This window comes from Pseudomonas sp. 8AS, assembly GCF_902506505.1.
Lineage (GTDB): Bacteria > Pseudomonadota > Gammaproteobacteria > Pseudomonadales > Pseudomonadaceae > Aquipseudomonas.
Genome location: NZ_LR733406.1, coordinates 129,286 through 144,471, shown reverse-complemented (window position 1 = coordinate 144,471; position 15,186 = coordinate 129,286). Strand labels below are relative to the sequence as shown.

Below are 15,186 nucleotides of genomic sequence, written 5' to 3'. Positions count from 1 at the left end.
GCCATCCGCTGCCCCGTAGCGGGCTCGACTACGCTCTTATATATGCACGCCGTCGCAGGGCTGTCGGTGCGGCGACGGTGGTGCGTGCGCAGAGGGTGGAGGCGGCCATGTTGCGCCTGCTCATGCAGAGCGTGGTCCTGATCCTGGCATTGCTGGTGGTGCCGGGCGGGGTGGGGGCGGCCACGGCGCCGGTGGTTCTGCTGACGATCGAGGGCGCGATCGGTCCGGCCAGCGCCGACTACCTGGTGCGCGGCCTGGCGCGGGCGCAGGCGGATGGCGCCCAGCTGGTGGTGCTGAGCCTCGACACGCCCGGCGGCCTGGACACCTCGATGCGCGAGATCATCAAGGCGATCCTCGCCAGCCCGCTGCCGGTGGCCACCTATGTCGCCCCCGGTGGGGCACGGGCCGCCAGCGCCGGCACCTATATCCTCTACGCCAGCCATATCGCCGCCATGGCGCCGGGCACCAACCTCGGCGCCGCCACTCCGGTGCAGATCGGCGGCCTGCCCGGCGCGCCGAAGCCCGCGGAGCAGCCCGCCGGCGAACAAGACAAGGACAAGGCCGGTGACGCCGAGCAAACCCTGGCCCGCAAGCAGGTCAACGACGCCGCCGCCTATATCCGCGGCCTGGCCCAGCTGCGCGGGCGCAATGCCCGGTGGGCCGAGCAGGCGGTGCGCGAAGCGGTCAGCCTGTCCGCCGAGGAAGCGCTGCGCCAGCGGGTGATCGACTACCTGGCCCGCGACCTCGACGATCTGCTCCGCCAGCTGGACGGCAAGCGCCTGAGCGTCGCCGGCCGGGAACTGCAGCTGCACACGGCCCAGGCCGAACGGCTGGCCCATGCACCGGACTGGCGCACCCGCCTGCTGGCGGTGATCACCAACCCCAGCGTGGCCCTGATCCTGATGATGCTCGGCGTCTATGGCCTGTTCTTCGAGTTCTCCAACCCCGGCAGCGGTGTCGGCGGGGTGCTCGGCGGCATCTGCCTGATCCTCGGCCTGTACGCCCTGCAGCTGCTGCCGGTGAACTATGCCGGGGTGGCGCTGATCCTGCTCGGCCTCGGCTTCATGGCGGCCGAGGCGTTCCTGCCCAGCTTCGGCGTGATCGGCCTGGGCGGCGTGGCCGCGTTCGTCATCGGCGCGGTGATCCTGATCGACACCGAGGTGCCGGGCTTCGGCATTCCGCTGGGGCTGATCGTGGCCCTGGCCTTGGGCAGCGCCGTGCTGATCGTCGCCATCCTCGGCATGGCCCTGAAGGCGCGCCGGCGCGTGCTGGTCAGCGGCGACGCCGGCCTGGTCGGCTGCCTGCTGGAGGTGGCCGAGCTGCGCGCGGACGATCCGCAAGGCGGCTGGGTGAAATGGCAGGGGGAAAACTGGCAGGTGCAGAGCCAGGCACCGCTACGCACCGGGCAACGGGTGCGGGTGCTGGCACGCCGCGGCCTGCTGCTGGATGTCGCCGCGGCTGACGAACAGCCGCCGGAAGGAGGCTGATTATGGGTTTTCCACTGACATTGGGCACCCTGCTGGTGCTACTGGTGGCGCTGATCGTCTCGGCGTTTCGCATCTTCCGCGAATACGAGCGCGGCGTGGTGTTCCAGCTCGGGCGCTTCTGGAAGGTCAAGGGCCCGGGGCTGGTGATCATCATTCCGGTGATCCAGCAGGTGGTGCGGGTCGACTTGCGCACCGTGGTGCTGGACGTGCCGCCGCAGGACGTGATCACCCGCGACAACGTTTCGGTCAAGGTCAACGCGGTGATCTACTTCCGCGTGCTGGATGCGCAGAAGGCGATCATCCAGGTCGAGGACTTCCATATGGCCACCAGCCAGCTGGCGCAGACCACCCTGCGCGCGGTGCTCGGCAAGCACGAGCTGGATCAGTTGCTGGCCGAGCGCGAGCGGCTGAATGCCGACATCCAGCAGGTGCTGGATGCGCAGACCGACGCCTGGGGCATCAAGGTGGCGAACGTGGAGATCAAGCATGTCGACCTCAACGAGTCGATGATCCGCGCCATCGCCAAGCAGGCCGAGGCCGAGCGCGAGCGGCGGGCCAAGGTGATCCACGCCGAGGGCGAGCTGCAGGCCTCGGAGAAGCTGGCCCAGGCCGCCGAGGTGCTCGGTCGCCAGCCTGGCGCCATGCAGCTGCGCTACATGCAGACGCTCGGCGTGATCGCCGGCGACAAGAGCTCGACCATCGTCTTCCCGCTGCCGCTGGAGCTGCTCAAGGGCGTAGTCGAGCCGAAGTGAGTTCCGGGCGCGCCGAGACAGGCACGGCTTGGGGCGGGCAGGACATGCCTTGTCGCACGCGGCATTTTCCTGCGCGGCCCGGCTCGCGTAGATTGTGGCTTCACTAGGACTCGATGCCGGCAGGAGGCAGACATGCAACGACAGGACACCCACAGCAAGGTCATTGGCTATCTACTGTGGATCTTCGGCTTTCTCGGCGCGCACCGTTTCTATTACGGCAGGCCGGTGACCGGGACCATCTGGTTCTTCACCCTCGGCCTGTTCTTCATCGGCTGGATCATCGACCTGTTCCTGATCCCCGGCATGGACCGCGAGGCGGACCTGCGTTTTCACGCCGGCGACATCGACTACAACCTGGCCTGGATCCTGCTGACCTTCCTCGGCGCCTTCGGCGTGCACCGCATGTACCAGGGCAAGTGGATCAGCGGCATCCTCTACCTGCTGACCCTGGGCCTGTTCGGCCTCGGCGTGCTCTACGACTTCTGGACCCTGAACGACCAGGTGTCGCTGCGCAACGCCCAGCGCGGCTGATCTTGGACAGGTTCCGGGCCCCGGCGGTGACCGGCCGGCGGGGCGCGGTTGCGGCCCGGCACGGGGCGACCTAAGGTCAAGCGAGGCATGTGTTCCACCAGTGCGGTGCGCCGCAGCGAGGTGACGACATGGCACGCGACGTCCGCCCCGCCGTGCTTGAACTGATCGGCAACACCCCGCTGGTGCGGGTCAGCCGCTTCGACACCGGCCCCTGCACCCTGTTTCTCAAGCTCGAGTCGCAGAACCCCGGCGGCTCGATCAAGGACCGCATCGGCCTGGCCATGATCGACGCCGCCGAGCGCGACGGCCGCCTGCGTCCCGGTGGCTGCATAGTCGAGGCCACCGCCGGCAACACCGGCCTCGGCCTGGCCCTGGTCGGCCGGGCCAAGGGCTACCGGGTGGTGCTGGTGGTGCCGGACAAGATGTCCACCGAGAAGGTCCTGCACCTCAAGGCCATGGGCGCCGAGGTGCACATCACCCGCTCCGACGTCGGCAAGGGCCACCCCGAGTACTACCAGGACTACGCCGCGCGCCTGGCCGCGGAAATCCCCGACGCCTTCTTCGCCGACCAGTTCAACAACCCGGCCAACCCGCTGGCCCACGAGACCAGCACCGCGCCGGAAATCTGGGCGCAGACCGGCCATGACCTCGACGCCATCGTGGTCGGCGTCGGCTCGGCCGGCACCCTGACTGGCCTGACCCGCTTCTTCCGCCGGGTGCAGCCGGAGCTTGCGATGGTCCTGGCCGACCCGGTCGGTTCGGTGGTCGCCGAATACAGCCGCAGCGGCACCCTCGGCACGCCCGGCTCCTGGGCGGTGGAGGGCATCGGCGAGGACTTCATCCCGTCCATCGCCGACCTTTCCAGCGTGCGCGCGGCCTATTCGATCAGCGACACCGAGAGTTTCGAGCATGCCCGCCAGCTGCTGCGCGCCGAAGGCATAGTCGGCGGCTCCTCGACCGGCACCCTGCTGGCCGCGGCGCTGCGCTACTGCCGCGAGCAGAGCCAGGCGAAGCGGGTGGTCAGCTTCGTCTGCGACACCGGCACGCGTTACCTGTCCAAGGTCTACAACGACCAGTGGATGGCCGACCAGGGCCTGCTCACCCGGCCGCGCCACGGCGATCTGCGCGACCTGATCGCGCGCCATTTCGAGGAAGGCGGGGTGGTCAGCGTCGGGCCGCAGGACACCCTGCTCACCGCCTTCCAGCGCATGCGCCTGGCCGATGTCTCGCAGCTGCCGGTACTCGACGGCGGGCACCTGGTCGGGGTGATCGACGAGTCGGACCTGCTGCTCAGCGTGCATGCCGATGCCGGGCTGTTCCACGCGGCGGTGGCCGGGGCCATGTGCGCCAAGCCCGAGACCCTGGCGTCCGGCGCCAGCCTGATCGAGCTGGAAGCGGTGCTGGATCGCGGCCTGGTGGCGATCATCGCCGATGGCGAGGATTTCCATGGGCTGATCACCCGCTTCGACCTGCTCAACCACCTGCGCAAGACCCTGCCATGAGCCAGCCCCCTGAGCCGCCAGCGCGCGCCTTCGCTACCCGGGTGATCCACGCCGGGCAGGCGCCGGACCCTTCGACCGGGGCCATCATGCCGCCGATCTATGCCACCTCGACCTATGTCCAGCAGAGCCCCGGGGTGCATCAGGGCCTCGACTACGGCCGTTCGCATAATCCCACGCGTTGGGCCCTGGAGCGCTGTGTGGCGGATCTGGAAGGCGGTGCCCAGGCCTTCGCCTTCGCCTCCGGGCTGGCCGCCATCGCCAGCGTGCTGGAGCTGCTCGACGCCGGCGCCCACATCGTCTCCGGCGACGACCTGTACGGCGGCACTTTCCGCCTGTTCGAGCGGGTGCGCCGGCGCAGCGCCGGGCTGCGCTTCAGCTTCGTCGACCTGGCCGACCTGGCGCGCGTCGAGGCGGCATTGAGCGAGGATACGCGGATGCTCTGGGTGGAGACGCCGAGCAATCCGCTGCTGCACCTGGCCGATCTCGCCGCCATCGCCCGGCTCTGCCGCCGACGTGGCATCCTCGCGGTGGCCGACAACACCTTCGCCAGCCCCTGGTGCCAGCGCCCGCTGGAGCTGGGCTTCGACCTGGTAGTGCATTCGACCACCAAGTACCTCAATGGCCACTCCGACGTGATCGGCGGCATCGCCGTGGTCGGCCGGGAGGCGCGCCATGCCGAGCTGGCCGAGCGCCTGGGCTTCCTGCAGAACGCGGTAGGCGCCATCGCCGGGCCGTTCGACAGCTTCCTGGTCCTGCGCGGGGTGAAGACCCTGGCCCTGCGCATGCAGCGCCACTGCGCCAACGCCCTGGAGCTGGCGCAGTGGCTGGAGCGCCAGCCGCAGGTGGCGCGGGTGCATTACCCGGGGCTGCCGTCGCACCCGCAGCACGAGCTGGCGAGGCGGCAGATGCAGGGCTTCGGCGGCATGATCGCGCTGGAACTGGCCAGCGACCTGGCCGGCACCAAGCGCTTCCTCGAGGGCGTGCAGCTGTTCGCCCTGGCCGAGAGCCTGGGCGGGGTGGAGAGCCTGATCGAGCATCCGGCGATCATGACCCACGCCAGCATCCCGGCGCCGACCCGCGCCCAGCTCGGCATCGGCGATGCGCTGGTGCGCCTGTCGGTGGGCGTGGAGGAGGTCGCGGACCTGCGTGCCGACCTGGCCCAGGCGCTGGCGCGGATCTGAGCATGCGGACGAAAAAATCCCGCCATTTGGCGGGCTTTTTCATGCGGGGGCGGTTCAGCCCTGGAAGCTGATGCGTCCGTCGACCAGGGTATAGCGTACCTTGCCCGGCAGGCAGTGGCCGATGAACGGGCTGTTGCCGCCCTTCGAGTGCCAGGTCTCGCCGGCCAGGGTCTGCGCCTGGGCATCGAACAGCAGCAGGTCGGCCGGCGCGCCCACGGCCAGGCGCCCGGCAGGCAGGCGCAGGGCCTTGGCCGGGCCGGCGGTGAGACGGGCGAGCAGGGTCGGCAGGTCGAGCAGGCCGTCCTCGACCAGGGTCAGGGCCAGCGGCAGCAACAGCTCGACGCTGCTGATGCCCGGCTCGGTGGCGCCGAACGGGGCCAGCTTGGCATCCGCCTCGTGCGGCTGGTGGTGGCTGGCGATGGCGCCGATCACCCCGGCCTTCAGCGCCTGGCGCAGGCCGTCGCGGTCGAAGGCGGTGCGCAGCGGCGGCTGCACGTGGTACAGGCTGGAGAAGCCCTGCAGCGCCTCGTCGGTGAGGATCAGCTGGTACATCGCCACGTCGGCGGTCACCGGCAGGCCGCGGGCCTGGGCGGCGGCGATCATTTCGGCGCCACGCGCGCTGGTGATCTGGCTGAAGTGGGCGCGCACGCCGCTCTGCTCGACCAGCAGCAGGTCGCGGGCCAGGGCCACGGTCTCGGCGCTTTCCGGGATGCCGGCCAGGCCGAGGAAGCTGGCGGTCGGCCCTTCGTGGGCCAGGCCACCTTCGGCCAGCTCAAAGTCCTGGGCGTGGAACACCACGCTCAGGTCGAAGGTCGCCGCGTATTCCAGGGCACGGCGCAGGGTACGGTTGTTGGCCATCGGCGCCAGGCCGTTGGCGAAGGCCACGCAGCCGGCATCGCGCAGGGCCACCAGTTCCGCCAGCTGCTCGCCGGCGAGATTCTTGCTCAGTGCGCCGATGGGGAACACCTTGGTATGCCCGGCTTCCTGGGCGCGGTCGAGGATCAGCTCGGCCACCGCCGAGGTGTCCAGCACCGGCTTGGTCAGCGGCGGGCAGCACAGGCTGGTGACGCCACCGGCGGCGGCGGCCAGGGTTTCGCTGGCGATGTTGCCCTTGCGGCTGTAGCCGGGCTCGCGCAGGGCCACGGACAGGTCGACCAGACCGGGGCTGGCGATCAGGCCGGTGGCGTCGATGGTCTTGTCGGCGACGAAGCCGGCCGGGGCCTGGTCGAGGGCGACGATCTTGCCGCCGTCGAGATAGAGGTCGCTGGCCTGGTCCAGGCCGCTGGCCGGGTCGATGACCCGGGCGCCGAAGATACGGGTGCGCATCAGTTCTGCTCCTCGGCATTCAGTTGACGCTGGGCGGCCTGGCCGCTCATGGCCATGGACAGTACGGCCATGCGGATGGCAATGCCGTAGGTGACCTGGTTGAGAATCACCGACTGCGGGCCGTCGGCCACCGCCGACTCGATTTCCACGCCGCGGTTGATCGGTCCCGGGTGCATCACCAGGGCATCCGGCTTGGCCAGCTTGAGGCGCTGCTCGGTGAGGCCGTAGAGGCGGTAGAACTCGCCTTCGCTGGGCAGCAGGCCACCCTGCATGCGCTCGCGCTGCAGGCGCAGCATGATCACCACGTCGACATCCTTGAGGCCGCTGGCCAGGTCGCTGTAGACCTTCACCCCGTACTGTTCGATGCCGATCGGCAGCAGGGTCTTCGGCCCGATCACGCGGATATCCGGGCAGCCCAGGGTCTTCAGCGCGAGCATGTTGGAGCGCGCCACCCGCGAGTGCAGGATGTCGCCGACGATGGCGACGGACAGGTTCTCGAAGCCGCCCTTGTGCCGGCGGATGGTGAGCATATCGAGCATGCCCTGGGTCGGGTGCGCGTGGCGGCCGTCACCGCCGTTGATGATCGCCAGGTTCGGGCACACGTGCTCGGCGATGAAGTGCGCGGCGCCGGAATCCGCATGGCGCACGACGAAGATGTCGGCGGCCATGGCTTCCAGGTTGCGCAGGGTGTCGAACAGGGTCTCGCCCTTGCTGGTCGAGCTGGTCGACACGTTGAGGCTGATCACGTCGGCGGACAGGCGCTGGGCGGCCAGCTCGAAGGTGGTGCGGGTGCGCGTGGAGTTCTCGAAGAACACGTTGCACACGGTCTTGCCGCGCAGCAGCGGGACCTTCTTCACCGCGCGGGCGCCGACTTCGAGGAAGGAGTCGGCGGTGTCGAGGATTTCCGTCAGCAGCTCGCGGGGCAGGCCGTCGAGCGAGAGGAAGTGGCGCAGCTGGCCCTGGTCGTTGAGCTGCAGCGAGCGCTTGGCGTCGATAGGCATGGGGCAGGCCTTAGGAATCAGAGAGGGTTTGCAGCTCGAGGGCGAGCGGCGCGGGGCCGAGCAATTTTACCCGTTCGTTGGTCGCCAGGGCGAGCGTCGCGCCGAGCACGTCGGCGTGGATCGGCAATTCGCGGGCGTCGAGGTCGAGCAGACAGACCAGGGTCACGCTGGCTGGGCGGCCGTAGTCGAACAACTCGTTGAGCGCGGCGCGCACGGTGCGCCCGCTCATCAGCACGTCGTCGATCAGTACCAGATGCTGGTCTTCGATATCGAACGGCAGCTCGGACGGGCGCACCTGCGGGTGCAGGCCGCTGCGGGTGAAGTCGTCGCGGTAGAAGGACACGTCGAGGGTGCCGAGCGGCTGGTCCAGGCCCAGCTCCGCCAGCAGCGCCTCGGCCACCCAGACGCCGCCGGTGCGGATGCCGATGAAGTGCGGCTGGGTGATGCCGCGGCTGGCCAGCAGCTGCTGCAGTTCGGCGGCCATGCGCGGCAGCAGTTCGGCGGGGTTGGGCAGGGCCATGGGCAATCCTCGTGCATTTAACAGGCGGTGGGCGACCCGCTCCAGCGTAGCCGGGGCGGATGCCATGCGGTATCGGTCGACGGCGCCAGGCGCCGGCGTTTCACGGCTGCTCGGCCAGCCAGCCTTCCAGCAGCAGGGCCGCGGCCAGGGCGTCGACCGGGTTGTCCCGGTAGCTGCCGCCGCGCTGGCCCTGGGCCATGCGTTCGCCCTTGGCTTCGTAGGTGGTCAGGCGCTCGTCGTGAGTGTGTACCGGCAGGTTGAAGCGGCCATTGAGGCGGCGGGCGAATTTCTCGGCACGCTCGCTCATCTCGCTGGGGCTGCCGTCCATGTTCAGCGGCAGGCCGACGACTATCGCATCCGGCTGCCATTCCTTGATCAGGGCCTCGACCTTCTGCCAGTCGGGGACGCCATTCTGCGCCTTCAGCACGCACAGCTCGCGGGCCTGGCCGGTGATCACCTGGCCGACGGCGACGCCGATCTGCTTGCTGCCGTAGTCGAAGCCGAGCAGCAGGCGCAGCGGTTTGGCGGTGCTCATGCGTGGCCGGCCTGGGCGCTGAGCAGGCTGAGGTTGACCCCCAGGCGGGCGGCGGCCGCTTCCAGGCGCTGCTCGGAGGGCAGGTCGAAGAGGATGTCGGGCGCGGCCGGGCAGGTCAGCCAGGCGTTGTCGGCCAACTCGGTCTCCAGCTGGCCGGCTTCCCAGCCGGCATAGCCGAGGGTGATCAGGTGCTGGCGCGGGCCGTTGCCTTCGGCGATGGCGAACAGCACGTCCTGGGAGGTCGACAGGGCCAGTTCGCCCAGCTCCAGGGTGGCCTGGAAGCTGGTGCCGCTCGGGTGCAGGACGAAGCCGCGATCGGTCTGCACCGGGCCGCCAGCGAAGATCGGCAGGCTCTGGCAGAGGATCGGCGGCTCTTCGTCCGGGCGCAATTGTTCGAGCACGTCGGCCAGGCTGAGGCCGTTGGGGCGGTTGATCACCAGGCCCATGGCGCCTTGCTCGTTGTGTTCGACCAGGTAGGTGACGGTCTGCGCGAAGTTCGGATCGGCCATGTGCGGCATGGCGATCAGGAAGTGGTGCTTGAGGTAGCTGGGCGCGGAATTCTTCATCGGCCTAGTTTCAAGCTTCGCGGCGCCGGCTTCAAGTGTGGCGCGCCGCGGCTCAGTTGCTGGACAGGCGGTCGCCGCGCTCGAAGCGCCAGGTGCGGATGATTTCCAGGCGGTCAAACTCGGCCATGTCGCCGGTGAAGGGGGCGAAGGGCGCGGCCAGGCGCACGATGCGCAGGGCGGCCTGGTCCAGCAGGGGCTGGTCGGAGGATTCGAGGACCTGCACTTCATACAGGGTGCCGTCGCGGTTGATCGACACCAGCAGGCGCAGGCTGCCATAGATGCGCTGGCGGCGGGCCTCGTCCGGGTAGTTGAGGTTGCCGACCCGTTCGACCTTCTTGCGCCATTCGTCCTTGTACCAGGCGCCCTTGTCGCGCGCAGTGGAGGCGGCATTCAGGCGGTGAATCTTCGGCCGCTTGGCGTACTGCTGGACTTCCTGGGCCAGCTCGGCTTCCAGGCTGGCGATCTCGGCGGACAGCTGCGAGCTGTCGAACACCGGTGCGGCGCGGGCGTCCGGCTCGGGCTGGGTGCGCTCGGTCTTGCTCGGGGTCTTCTGCTGCTGCGGGCTGCGGGTGGCGATGGCGGCCTTGGGCGCGGCTTCCTGGCGCTGTGCCTGCGGCGGCGCGCTGGGCGGGGTGACGCGCTTGACCTGGGTGTCCTGGAAGATCGCCTGTTCGGTGGTCTTCGGCGCCGCCTTGTGTTCCAGGGTGCCGCTGCCCTGCTGGTTGTCCTGGGCCAGGTAGTCCGCGTCCTTGGGTTTGTCTTCGCTCTTGAAGGTGGACAGGGTGATTTCCAGGCTCTTGCTCAGGGTGCCGGGCTTGGCCAGGGTGAAGCTGACGCCGAGGATCAGCGCCAGGTGCACGATGGTCGCAATCAGCAGGGTGAAGCCCAGCCGGTCCGCCGGGCGGACGCCAGTGCTGGGCAGTTCGGGCGCAAGAGTGGCTGCGTTCATCGGGTTTCGACAGGTATCAGGATGCCGCGCAGTCTGCCCAGTGAGGGGGCAAAAGTCTATGAAGCACTGCGCGCTGCGAGCTTGTCGGCAATCGCATCCATCAGGCGTTCGCCGATGCGGGTGTCGAAGGCCTTGTCGATCTCGCGGATGCAGGTCGGGCTGGTCACGTTGATCTCGGTGAGGTGTTCGCCGATCACGTCCAGGCCGACGAACAGCAGGCCCTTCTCGCGCAGCACCGGGCCGACTTCGGCGGCGATCCAGCGGTCGCGCTCGGTCAACGGGCGGGCTTCGCCGGTGCCGCCGGCGGCCAGGTTGCCGCGGGTCTCGCCCTGGGCCGGGATGCGTGCCAGGCAATAGGGCACCGGCTCGCCATCGATCATCAGGATGCGCTTGTCGCCATCCTTGATCCCCGGCAGGTAGCCCTGGGCCATGCACTGCTGGCTGCCGTGGGCGGTGAGGGTTTCCAGGATCACCGAGAGGTTGGGGTCGCCGGCGCGGTGGCGGAAGATCGAGGAGCCGCCCATGCCATCCAGGGGTTTGAGAATGATGTCACGCTGCTGTTCGGCAAACTCGCGCAGAATGTCTGGCCTGCGGCTGACCAGGGTCGGCGGCATGCAGTGGGGGAACAGGGTGGCGAAGAGTTTTTCGTTGCAGTCGCGCAGGCTCTGCGGGCGGTTGACCACCAGCACGCCGGCGCGCTCGGCCTGTTCCAGCAGGTAGGTGGAGTAGACGAACTCGTTGTCGAACGGCGGATCCTTGCGCATCAGGATCACGTCCAGTTCGCTCAGCGGGCTGTCCTGCTCGGCGTCCAGCTCGAACCACTGCAGCGGGTTGTCGAACACGCGCAGGGGGCGCATGCGGGCGCGAGCCTGGCCGGCGTTCTGGTACAGGTCCTGCTGTTCCATATAGAACAGCGACCAGCCACGGGCCTGGGCGGCCAGGAGCATGGCCAGCGAGCTGTCCTTCTTGAAACTGATCTGGGCAATGGGATCCATGACGATCCCCAGGCGAATGCTCATCGGGGTAAACCTCGGCAGCGTAGTCCGGCTAAAACGGCCTGGGTGGCCATACGGTGATGCGCAAGGGTGGCGCCGGTGGCCTTGCCGGTCAAGGAAAACCCGGCAAATCCGGGGCTTATAGATTGCATCTGGAGAGTGTGCTAAAAAGGCCCGACGATTGGGACGCAGCCCGTCGGTGGCAGGGCCTCAGGCACACTGATAACGCAAGAATAATGACTCACCGAGGCGATGGTAGGGCAAACATGGAACAGCATTCCGAGGGTTTGAAGGTCATGGTGATCGACGATTCGAAAACGATTCGTCGCACCGCTGAAACTCTGCTGAAAAAAGTCGGATGCGAAGTCATCACGGCTGTTGATGGTTTCGATGCACTGGCTAAGATCGCCGATACTCACCCGAGCATCATCTTTGTCGACATCATGATGCCGCGGCTCGATGGCTATCAGACCTGCGCCCTGATCAAGAACAACAGTGCTTTCAAATCCACCCCGGTGATCATGCTGTCCTCCAAGGACGGCCTGTTCGACAAGGCCAAGGGGCGTATCGTTGGTTCCGACCAGTACCTGACCAAGCCCTTCAGCAAGGAAGAGTTGCTCGGTGCCATCAAGACGCATGTCCCCGACTTCGTTCCGGTGGAACAAGCCTCCTGATTTCCGGCCGCAGGCCGGTGAAGCCTATTCCGTATGGGGAACTCCATGGCTCGTATTTTGATTGTTGATGATTCGCCAACCGAGATGTACAAACTGACCGCCATGCTGGAAAAGCACGGCCATCAGGTGCTCAAGGCGGAGAATGGCGCCGATGGCGTCGCCCTGGCGCGCCAGGAAAAGCCCGATGCGGTGCTGATGGACATCGTCATGCCGGGGCTCAATGGCTTCCAGGCCACCCGCCAGCTGACCAAGGATGCCGACACCAGTCACATCCCGGTGATCATCGTCACCACCAAGGATCAGGAGACCGACAAGGTTTGGGGCAAACGCCAGGGCGCGCGTGACTACCTGACCAAGCCGGTCGACGAAGACACCCTGATGAAAACCCTGAATGCGGTGCTGGCCGGCTGAGGCCGGGCACGAGCGTAGAGCCCAATAACAAGAAAAGGCCAAGGCTGGCATGTCGGACGCGCAATCCCCCTTTCAGCTCCTCGTACAGATCGACCAGCGTTGTCGGCTGCTGGCCGCCGGCCTGCCGTCCCAGCAGCAGGCCGTGCAGACCTGGAGCGGCATTGGTTTTCGCATGGGCGAGCGCTATTTCGTGGCGCCCATGGGGGAAGTTGGCGAAGTCCTGCATGAGCCGCGGCACACCTTGCTGCCGGGCGTGAAAAGCTGGGTCAAGGGGGTCGCCAACGTACGTGGCCGGCTGCTGCCGGTCATGGACCTGTGCGGCTTCTTTGGTTCCGATCTGTCGCCATTGCGCAAGCAGCGGCGCGTGCTGGTGGTGGATCACCAGGAAGTGTTCGCCGGGCTGACGGTCGACGAAGTGTTCGGCATGCAGCACTTCCCGGTGGATACCTTCTCCGAGCAGTTGCCACCGCTCGAAGCTTCCATAGAACCTTTCATCCACGGCGTCTTCCAGCGCGAGCAGCCCTGGCTGGTGTTCAGCCCGCATGCGCTGGCTCAGCACCAGGGCTTTCTCGACGTGGCGATCTAAAGTTTTTCGGTTGGGTCGGCATTTGCCGGCCTTTTGGCGTTACATGGGAACCGTAGTGCGGTCGGTCCAGGCGGGGGCCAGATAATGAAAAAATTCAACGCAGGCAATCTTTTGGCAGGTGTGCGCAGTAACACGCTGATCGCCGGACTGTTCATCGTCCTGATCATCTCCATCGTGTTGTTGTTCGCCAACTTCGCCTACCTCAACACCCAGTCGAACTACGACAAGGAATACATCAGCCACGCCGGTGAGCTGCGTGTTCTGTCCCAGCGGATTGCGAAGAACGCCACCGAAGCGGCGACCGGCAAGGCGCAAGCCTTCCCGCTGCTGAAGGAAGCGCGCAACGGCTTCGAAGAGCGCTGGGGCTTCCTCACCGCAGGCAGCGAAGCCACCGGCCTGCCGCCGGCTCCGGCCTCGATGCAGGCGGAAATGGAAGCGGTACAGAAGGACTGGGACAGCCTGCGCAAAAACGCCGACGCCATTCTGGCCAGCGAACAGACCGTACTCTCGCTGCACCAGGTGGCCGCGACCCTGGCGGAAACCATTCCGCAGCTGCAGGTCGAGTACGAAGAGGTGGTCGACATCCTGCTGCAGAGCGGTGCGCCGGCGGCCCAGGTGTCCGTGGCCCAGCGCCAGTCGCTGCTGGCCGAACGTATCCTCGGTTCGGTGAACAAGGTACTGGCCGGTGACGATGACTCGGTCCAGGCCGCCGACATGTTCGGTCGCGACGCCAGCCTGTTCGGTCGCGTGCTCAAGGCGATGACCGAAGGCAACGCCGCCATGGAAATCTCCCAGGTCACCGATCCGGACGCCCTTGAGCGTCTGGCCGAGATCTCCGAGCTGTTCCAGTTCGTTTCCGGTTCGGTGGACGAGATCCTGGAAACCTCGCCGGAACTGTTCCAGGTACGTGAATCCGCCAGCACCATCTTCAACGAATCGCAGACCCTGCTGGACAAGGCCTCGGTACTGACCGGCGGCTTCGAGAGCCTGGCCGGCGGCCGCTACTTCAACACCCTGGCCGGTTATGTGCTGGGCCTGATCGCCCTGGCCTCGATCATCCTGATCGGCCTGGTGATGGTGCGCGAAACTAACCGCCGCCTGGCTTCCACCGCCGAGAAGAACGAACGCAACCAGTCGGCGATTCTGCGACTGCTCGACGAAATCGCCGACCTCGCCGACGGTGACCTGACCGTGGCCGCGACGGTAACCGAAGACTTCACCGGTGCCATCGCCGACTCCATCAACTACTCCATCGACCAGCTGCGCGACCTGGTCGCGACGATCAACCTGACCGCCGTGCAGGTGGCCGCCGCCGCCCAGGAAACCCAGGCTACCGCGATGCACCTGGCCGAGGCTTCCGAGCACCAGGCCCAGGAAATCGCCGGTGCTTCCGCGGCGATCAACGAAATGGCCGTGTCGATTGACCAGGTATCGGCGAACGCCTCGGAATCCTCCGCGGTAGCGGAACGTTCCGTAGCCATCGCCAACAAGGGCAACGAAGTGGTGCACAACACCATCACCGGCATGGATAACATCCGTGAGCAGATCCAGGACACCTCCAAGCGGATCAAGCGCCTCGGTGAATCGTCCCAGGAGATCGGTGACATCGTTAGCCTGATCAACGACATTGCCGACCAGACCAACATCCTCGCCCTGAACGCCGCGATCCAGGCGTCCATGGCCGGTGACGCGGGCCGCGGCTTCGCCGTGGTAGCGGACGAAGTACAGCGCCTCGCGGAACGTTCCTCGGCGGCAACCAAGCAGATCGAGGCGCTGGTTAAGACCATTCAGACCGACACCAACGAAGCGGTTATCTCCATGGAGCAGACCACTTCCGAAGTGGTGCGCGGTGCCCGCCTGGCGCAGGACGCCGGTGTGGCCCTGGAAGAGATCGAGAAGGTATCCAAGACCCTCGCGGCCCTGATCCAGAACATCTCCAACGCTGCCCGTCAGCAGGCCTCTTCGGCCGGTCACATTTCCAACACCATGAACGTGATCCAGGAGATCACCTCGCAGACCTCCGCCGGTACCACCGCCACCGCCAAGAGCATTGGTAACCTGGCCAAGATGGCCAGCGAGATGCGCAAGTCGGTATCCGGCTTCACCCTGCCGGACGGCCAGGTCTGATCATGGGAGGTGCAGCGGCCTGAACGGGTCGCTGCCCGGGGAA

At 67.1% G+C, this 15,186-nt stretch carries 16 protein-coding genes; 9 read left to right on the top strand and 7 right to left on the bottom strand.

Features of this window, described 5'->3' with window-relative positions:
- Positions 1-107: 107 nt before the first annotated feature.
- The 5 genes from GV001_RS00650 (at position 108) to GV001_RS00630 (ending at position 5,453) form a co-directional block, all read left to right on the top strand.
- A complete protein-coding gene (locus GV001_RS00650; protein ID WP_160077123.1) occupies positions 108-1,487 on the top strand; it encodes a nodulation protein NfeD in 1,380 nt (459 codons plus the stop codon).
- A gap of 2 nt (positions 1,488-1,489) precedes the next feature.
- A complete protein-coding gene (locus GV001_RS00645; RefSeq protein WP_160077121.1) occupies positions 1,490-2,239 on the top strand; it encodes a slipin family protein in 750 nt (249 codons plus the stop codon).
- Between the two features lie 132 nt (positions 2,240-2,371).
- Positions 2,372-2,770, top strand: coding sequence for a TM2 domain-containing protein (locus GV001_RS00640; protein WP_160077119.1), 399 nt, complete (start codon positions 2,372-2,374; stop codon positions 2,768-2,770).
- A 128-nt stretch (positions 2,771-2,898) separates the two neighbouring features.
- Positions 2,899-4,272, top strand: coding sequence for a cystathionine beta-synthase (locus GV001_RS00635; RefSeq protein ID WP_160077117.1), 1,374 nt, complete (start codon positions 2,899-2,901; stop codon positions 4,270-4,272).
- Positions 4,269-5,453 carry a PLP-dependent aspartate aminotransferase family protein gene (locus GV001_RS00630; protein WP_160077115.1) on the top strand — a complete coding sequence of 395 codons (1,185 nt, stop codon included), beginning with the start codon at positions 4,269-4,271 and terminating at the stop codon, positions 5,451-5,453. The genes GV001_RS00635 and GV001_RS00630 overlap by 4 nt, the downstream gene beginning before the upstream one ends.
- 54 nt (positions 5,454-5,507) lie before the next feature.
- Here GV001_RS00630 and GV001_RS00625 read toward each other — a convergent pair whose 3' ends face one another.
- The 7 genes from GV001_RS00625 to gshB form a co-directional block, all read right to left on the bottom strand.
- Entirely contained in the window at positions 5,508-6,779 is a 1,272-nt protein-coding gene (locus GV001_RS00625; protein WP_160077114.1) for a dihydroorotase, read from the bottom strand.
- Positions 6,779-7,780: an aspartate carbamoyltransferase catalytic subunit gene (locus tag GV001_RS00620; RefSeq protein ID WP_160077113.1), complete on the bottom strand. Its 1,002-nt coding sequence runs from the start codon at positions 7,778-7,780 to the stop codon at positions 6,779-6,781. Before GV001_RS00620 ends, GV001_RS00625 begins: the two co-directional genes overlap by 1 nt.
- Positions 7,781-7,790: 10 nt before the next feature.
- Complete coding sequence (gene pyrR / locus GV001_RS00615; RefSeq protein ID WP_160077112.1) at positions 7,791-8,300, bottom strand: bifunctional pyr operon transcriptional regulator/uracil phosphoribosyltransferase PyrR; 510 nt, start codon at positions 8,298-8,300, stop codon at positions 7,791-7,793.
- Between the two features lie 100 nt (positions 8,301-8,400).
- On the bottom strand, positions 8,401-8,835 hold the full coding sequence (gene ruvX, locus GV001_RS00610) for a Holliday junction resolvase RuvX (RefSeq protein WP_160077111.1): 435 nt from the start codon (positions 8,833-8,835) through the stop codon (positions 8,401-8,403).
- Positions 8,832-9,401 carry a YqgE/AlgH family protein gene (locus GV001_RS00605; protein ID WP_160077110.1) on the bottom strand — a complete coding sequence of 190 codons (570 nt, stop codon included), beginning with the start codon at positions 9,399-9,401 and terminating at the stop codon, positions 8,832-8,834. Before GV001_RS00605 ends, ruvX begins: the two co-directional genes overlap by 4 nt.
- Before the next feature lie 52 nt (positions 9,402-9,453).
- Positions 9,454-10,350, bottom strand: a complete 897-nt coding sequence (locus GV001_RS00600; protein WP_160077109.1) for an energy transducer TonB — start codon at positions 10,348-10,350, stop codon at positions 9,454-9,456.
- A 56-nt stretch (positions 10,351-10,406) separates the two neighbouring features.
- A complete protein-coding gene (gshB, locus tag GV001_RS00595; protein ID WP_160077108.1) occupies positions 10,407-11,369 on the bottom strand; it encodes a glutathione synthase in 963 nt (320 codons plus the stop codon).
- Between the two features lie 242 nt (positions 11,370-11,611).
- Between gshB and pilG the strand changes: the two genes are divergently transcribed.
- The 4 genes from pilG (at position 11,612) to GV001_RS00575 (ending at position 15,143) form a co-directional block, all read left to right on the top strand.
- Entirely contained in the window at positions 11,612-12,019 is a 408-nt protein-coding gene (gene pilG / locus GV001_RS00590) for a twitching motility response regulator PilG (protein WP_160077107.1), read from the top strand.
- A 45-nt stretch (positions 12,020-12,064) separates the two neighbouring features.
- Positions 12,065-12,430: a twitching motility response regulator PilH gene (pilH, locus tag GV001_RS00585; RefSeq protein ID WP_068824882.1), complete on the top strand. Its 366-nt coding sequence runs from the start codon at positions 12,065-12,067 to the stop codon at positions 12,428-12,430.
- Between the two features lie 49 nt (positions 12,431-12,479).
- Positions 12,480-13,016: a chemotaxis protein CheW gene (locus GV001_RS00580; protein WP_160077105.1), complete on the top strand. Its 537-nt coding sequence runs from the start codon at positions 12,480-12,482 to the stop codon at positions 13,014-13,016.
- Positions 13,017-13,100: 84 nt separating this feature from the next.
- A complete protein-coding gene (locus tag GV001_RS00575) occupies positions 13,101-15,143 on the top strand; it encodes a methyl-accepting chemotaxis protein (protein WP_160077103.1) in 2,043 nt (680 codons plus the stop codon).
- Positions 15,144-15,186: the final 43 nt, after the last annotated feature.